This is a genomic window from Mycobacterium sp. 852002-51163_SCH5372311, assembly GCF_001667115.1.
GTDB lineage: Bacteria > Actinomycetota > Actinomycetes > Mycobacteriales > Mycobacteriaceae > Mycobacterium.
On sequence record NZ_LZIJ01000174.1, the window covers coordinates 1 to 5,827 of the forward strand.

The 5,827-nt window shown below is 63.6% G+C and carries 6 protein-coding genes; all 6 read right to left on the reverse strand.

From position 1 onward, the window contains the following. Positions 1–554 (reverse strand): hypothetical protein (locus A5791_RS20340; protein ID WP_067240662.1); only part of this gene is annotated, 554 nt, incomplete at its 3' end. Positions 555–714: 160 nt separating this feature from the next. Further along, positions 715–1,905, reverse strand: a complete 1,191-nt coding sequence (gene tuf, locus A5791_RS20345; protein WP_067240664.1) for an elongation factor Tu — start codon at positions 1,903–1,905, stop codon at positions 715–717. Positions 1,906–2,028: 123 nt separating this feature from the next. Continuing rightward, positions 2,029–4,134 (reverse strand): elongation factor G, encoded by a 2,106-nt coding sequence (gene fusA / locus A5791_RS20350; RefSeq protein ID WP_082967042.1) that lies wholly within the window; start codon positions 4,132–4,134, stop codon positions 2,029–2,031. 74 nt (positions 4,135–4,208) lie between these two features. Next, complete coding sequence (rpsG, locus tag A5791_RS20355; protein ID WP_067240665.1) at positions 4,209–4,679, reverse strand: 30S ribosomal protein S7; 471 nt, start codon at positions 4,677–4,679, stop codon at positions 4,209–4,211. Next, positions 4,679–5,053 (reverse strand): 30S ribosomal protein S12, encoded by a 375-nt coding sequence (gene rpsL, locus A5791_RS20360; protein ID WP_003879423.1) that lies wholly within the window; start codon positions 5,051–5,053, stop codon positions 4,679–4,681. Before rpsL ends, rpsG begins: the two co-directional genes overlap by 1 nt. A 221-nt stretch (positions 5,054–5,274) precedes the next feature. After that, positions 5,275–5,827 (reverse strand): TetR/AcrR family transcriptional regulator (locus A5791_RS20365; RefSeq protein WP_067240667.1); only part of this gene is annotated, 553 nt, incomplete at its 5' end.

Below are 5,827 nucleotides of genomic sequence, written 5' to 3' on the forward strand. Positions count from 1 at the left end.
ATCTGCAGGATCTCCATTACCGGGCCGGTCTGCCCGCTGAGGTCATAGGTCTTGTTGTCTTCGGCGACGGTGAACTTCATAGGCGCCAGGCCGTTCACCAAAGCGCTTCGTTCCCAGTCAATTTGGTGTTTCTGGGTGGTGGGATCAACGATGACCACCAGCTTGCGCGCAGTGATGTTCGGCAGGCGGGTGATGCCGGCGAGGACCTTGTCTTCAGTGTCGAAGGGCTCGAAGCCCGATCCGGAAATGTGCAGCTGCAACTTGACCAAGGGTTGATCATTGATGGTAGTCCCGGTCTCGTTGATGCCGGTGATTTCAGCCAGGCCCAGCACCCCGCTCTGTTCAAACGCAGCCCTTTTGGCCGCCGATTTCGAACCGTAGGTGAACAGCACCGGCGGAATCAAGAAGGCAAGGATGGTGATGCCCACGCCGGAGTACAACATCCATGTCGCATCGCTGGGCTGGCCGAGCACGAAATAAAAAATCAAAAACGCCGGTCCGACGCCGAAGCATGTCAGAATGAATAACTGCATTTTCAGATAGCGCCACAACATGTGCCTGCTCCTCCCATGACCCGACAGTTCGTGTCAGAGTAGCGCTGCAACTGGGGCTACCGATCACAAATTCCGCACAGCACCCCTGCGCGAATAAACACAAAATCCCCCGAAAAAATTACCTTTTCCGGGGGATTTTGCGTCTGGTCGCGCAGGGAACCTACTTGATGATCTTGGTGACCCGGCCGGCGCCGACGGTGCGGCCACCCTCGCGGATCGCGAACCGCAGGCCCTCGTCCATGGCGACGGGCTGGATCAGCTTCACCGAGATGTTGGTGTTGTCGCCGGGCATCACCATCTCGGTGCCCTCCGGCAGCGTCACCACACCGGTCACGTCGGTGGTGCGGAAGTAGAACTGCGGACGGTAGTTGTTGAAGAACGGCGTGTGCCGGCCGCCCTCGTCCTTCGACAGGATGTAGACCTGGCCCTCGAACTCGGTGTGCGGCGTGGTGGTGCCGGGCTTGGTGACGACCTGGCCGCGCTCGACATCCTCACGCTTGACACCACGCAGCAGCAGTCCGACGTTGTCGCCGGCCTGCCCCTGGTCGAGCAGCTTGCGGAACATCTCCACACCGGTGACCGTGGTCTTGGTGCTGGTCGGGCGGATGCCGACGATCTCGACTTCCTCGTTGACGTTGATGACGCCGCGCTCGACACGACCGGTCACCACGGTGCCGCGGCCGGTGATCGTGAAGACGTCCTCGACGGGCATCAGGAACGGCTTGTCGGTGTCACGCACCGGGTCCGGGATCGACTCGTCGACCGCGTTCATCAGCTCCTCGACAGACTCGACCCACTTGGCGTCGCCCTCGAGCGCCTTGAGCGCCGAGACGCGGATCACCGGAGCCTCCTCGTCGAACTCCTGGGCGGCCAGCAGCTCGCGGACCTCCAGCTCGACCAGCTCCAGCAGCTCCTCGTCGTCCACCGCGTCGGCCTTGTTCAGCGCAACCAGGATGTAGGGCACACCGACCTGGCGGGCGAGCAGCACGTGCTCGCGGGTCTGCGGCATCGGGCCGTCGGTGGCGGCGACCACCAGGATCGCACCGTCCATCTGGGCGGCGCCGGTGATCATGTTCTTGATGTAGTCGGCGTGACCCGGGGCGTCGACGTGGGCGTAGTGACGCTTGTCGGTCTGGTACTCCACGTGCGCGATGTTGATCGTGATACCGCGCTGACGCTCCTCGGGCGCATTGTCGATCTGGTCGAACGCCTTGGACTCGTTCAGGTCCGGAAACTTGTCGTGCAGGACCTTGGTGATAGCCGCGGTCAGTGTGGTCTTGCCGTGGTCAACGTGACCGATGGTCCCGATGTTGACGTGGGGCTTGGTCCGCTGGAACTTCGCCTTCGCCACTTCTGTGTCCTCCTGGACTTGTTGGTGCTTTAAAAGCAGTGTTGATTTTTACAGGTTTTGCCGCGGTGGTAACCGGGTCAGCTTACTCGTAAGGTTTCGCGCCGATTGCTCGGCTCTCCCCAGCTACTCCCCCGTCGCCTTCGCGATGATCTCCTTCGACACGTTCGCCGGAACTTCGGCGTACGAGTCGAACACCATGGAGTAGTTCGCCCGGCCTTGCGTCTTGGACCGTAGGTCGCCGACGTAGCCGAACATCTCCGACAGCGGCACGTGCGCCTTGACGACGCGCGCACCAGCCCGCTCCTCCATGGCCTGGATCTGGCCACGGCGGGAGTTCAGGTCGCCGATCACATCGCCCATGTAGTCCTCGGGCGTGGTCACCTCGACGGCCATGATCGGTTCCAGGATGACCGGTTGCGCTTGCGCCGCAGCCTTTTTCAGCACCTGCGAACCGGCGATCTTGAATGCCATCTCCGACGAGTCGACGTCGTGGTAAGCACCGTCGAGCAGGGTGACCTTCAGGTTCACCAGCGGGTAGCCGGCCAGCACGCCGTACTGCATGGCGTCCTGGGCGCCGGCGTCCACCGACGGGATGTATTCGCGCGGGATGCGGCCACCGGTGACCTTGCTCTCGAACTCGTAGGTGGCGCCGTCCTCACTGGTGAACGGCTCGAGTTTGATGAGCACTTTGGCGAACTGACCTGAACCACCGGTCTGCTTCTTGTGGGTGTACTCGACGTTGTCCACCACGCGGCGGATGGTCTCCTTGTACGCCACCTGCGGCTTACCGACGTTGGCCTCGACCTTGAATTCCCGGCGCATGCGATCCACCAGGATGTCCAGGTGCAGCTCACCCATACCGCCGATCACCGTCTGGCCGGTCTCGGAGTCCAGGTGCACCTTGAAGGTCGGGTCTTCTTCGGCGAGCTTCTGGATCGACAGGCTCAGCTTCTCCTGGTCACTCTTGGTCTTCGGCTCGATGGCCACCTCGATCACCGGGGCGGGGAAGGTCATCGACTCGAGGACGACCTGCTTGTTCGGGTCGCTCAAGGTGTCACCGGTGGTGGTGTCCTTGAGCCCGATGACCGCGTAGATGTGGCCGGCCGACGCGCTGTCCACCGGGTTCTCCTTGTTGGAGTGCATCTGGAACAGCTTGCCCAGACGCTCCTTCTTGCCCTTGGTGGCATTGATGACCTGGGCGCCGGAGTCGACCTTGCCGGAATACACCCGGATGTAGGTGAGCTTGCCGAAGAACGGGTGTGTAGCGATCTTGAACGCCAGCGCCGCGAAGGGCTCGTCCGTCGTCGCGTTGCGCACGACCTCCTCGTCCTCCTTGCCGGGCGGGTGCCCGATCGCGGGCGGAACGTCCAGCGGCGACGGCAGGTAGTCCACGACGGCGTCGAGCATCGGCTGCACGCCCTTGTTCTTGAACGCGCTGCCGCACAGCACCGGGTAGATCTCGCTGGCGATGGTCAGCTTTCGGATCGCGCCCTTGATCTCGTCGACCGTGAGCTCTTCCCCGCCGAGATACTTCTCCAGCAGCTCCTCGTCGGACTCGGCGACGACCTCGAGCAGTTTGGTGCGGTATTCCTCCGCCTGTTCCGCCAGGTCGGCCGGGATCTCGACGGTGTCGTAGGTTTCGCCGAGCTTGGTCTCGCCGCGCCACACCTTGGCGTTCATCTCGACCAGGTCGACGACGCCCTCGAATTCGGCTTCGGCCCCGATCGGCAGCTGGATCGGCACGGCGTTCGCCCCGAGCCGCTCTTCCATGGTTCGCACCGAGAAGTAGAAGTCGGCACCGATCTTGTCCATTTTGTTGACGAAGCAGATGCGCGGCACGTCGTACTTGTCGGCCTGGCGCCAAACCTGCTCGGACTGCGGTTCCACGCCTTCCTTGCCGTCGAACACGGCGACGGCACCGTCGAGCACCCGCAGGTTGCGCTCCACCTCGACGGTGAAGTCCACGTGTCCCGGCGTGTCGATGATGTTGAGCTGGTTGTCTTTCCAGAACGTCGTGGTAGCCGCGGACGTGATGGTGATCCCGCGCTCCTGTTCCTGCTCCATCCAGTCCATCGTGGCGGCGCCGTCGTGGACCTCACCGATCTTGTAGTTGATGCCGGTGTAGTACAGGATGCGCTCGGTGGTCGTGGTCTTGCCGGCATCGATGTGCGCCATGATGCCGAAATTGCGGACCTTGCTCAGGTCGGTCAGCACGTCCTTCTGTGCCACAGAAGTCTTCCCACTCTTTCGGTTGCTTGGTAGTTCGCTATCGGTTGCGCCCCGGCCGGATCACCGGTGGCTTGTCACCAGCGATAGTGCGCGAAGGCGCGGTTTGCCTCGGCCATCTTGTGGGTGTCCTCGCGTCGCTTGACCGAGGCCCCGAGGCCGTTGCTGGCGTCCAGAATCTCGTTGGCCAGCCGCTCGATCATCGTCTTCTCCCGGCGTTGCCGCGAGAAGCCGACGAGCCAGCGCAGCGCCAGCGTGGTCGACCGGTCCGGACGCACTTCCACTGGCACCTGGTAGGTCGCACCGCCGACGCGGCGGCTGCGCACCTCGAGGGCCGGCTTGACGTTGTCCAGAGCACGCTTGAGGGTGATGACGGGGTCGGTGCCGGTCTTCTCGCGGGCATGTTCGAGCGCTCCATAAACAATGCGCTCGGCCAGCGATTTCTTCCCCTTCAGCAGAACTTTGTTCACCAGCTGGGTGACCAGTTGCGACCCGTAGACCGGGTCGTTGACCAGCGGACGCTTGGGCGCGGGCCCCTTGCGCGGCATCAGCTCTTCTCCTTCTTGGCGCCGTAGCGGCTGCGAGCCTGCTTGCGGTTCTTGACGCCCTGGGTGTCGAGCGAACCGCGGATGATCTTGTACCGCACACCGGGCAGGTCTTTCACACGGCCACCACGCACCAGCACCATCGAGTGCTCCTGCAGGTTGTGGCCCTCGCCGGGGATGTAGGCCGTGACCTCGACCTGGCTCGTCAGCTTCACACGCGCGACCTTCCGAAGCGCCGAGTTCGGCTTCTTCGGGGTGGTGGTGTACACGCGGGTGCATACGCCACGGCGCTGCGGGCTGCCCTTCAGAGCCGCGGTCTTGACCTTGCCGATCTTGTCCCGACGACCCTTGCGGACCAGCTGCTGAATGGTTGGCATCTACCGGCTTTCTGTTTCGTTCTGGGTTACGCGTCTGCAGTTCTGTTCTCGGGTGTGTCGCATGCGCTTGCCCCGGATTTTTCCGATGCATCCTGGACATGCCAATTGGCCCGGCATTCACGCCTTACGTCAGGCGTCGTAAGCCGCCAGGCACGAGCTACCACAATACCCGCCGGCGGTCTGGCAGGTCAAAGCGGTGCCCGGGGGTAGCGGGGTCGGTTTCAGGTGGACCGGGCCCCGCCGGGCGCGGTGCGCCGATCCAGGCCCGCCGCCAGCCGCAGCACCATGTCGGAGAACACCGCATCGGTGTCGATGTCGTCCATCACCCCGGTCATCTCCAGCAAAACGAACCCGTGCAGCGCCGACCAGAATTCGAGCGCAGCGTGGAAGGCCTCCTCGCCGTCCAGTCCGTAAGAGGACAGCACCGCGATCACCGGGGCCGCGGCACTCCGGGTCGCCGCCGTGTAGTCCGGGTCGTCACCGCCCAGCGGCATCCGGGTGAACGCCGAGTACCGACCCGGGTGGTGATGGGCGTAGCTACGGTATGCACCGGCCATCACCAGCACCGCGTCGTCGCGCTCCCGGCCCTCGCCCACCCTGTTCAGCATCCCGATGATGTCGTCGATCACCCGAACGCGTACGGCCCGGCGCAGGTCTTCCAGGCTGTCCACGTGGTTGTAGAGCGACGGCCCTTTGGTCCCGAGCTGGGTCGCCAGCGCATTGATGGTCAGCGAATCCCAGCCTTCCCGGTCGAGGAAGGTCAGCGCGCCCTCG

What these genes read in the sequence shown, in the direction of transcription:
- rpsL (WP_003879423.1), bottom strand. Translation starts at nt 5,053, where the DNA reads ATGCCAACCATTCAGCAGCTGGTCCGCAAGGGTCGTCGGGACAAGATC.
- rpsG (WP_067240665.1), bottom strand. Translation starts at nt 4,679, where the DNA reads ATGCCGCGCAAGGGGCCCGCGCCCAAGCGTCCGCTGGTCAACGACCCG.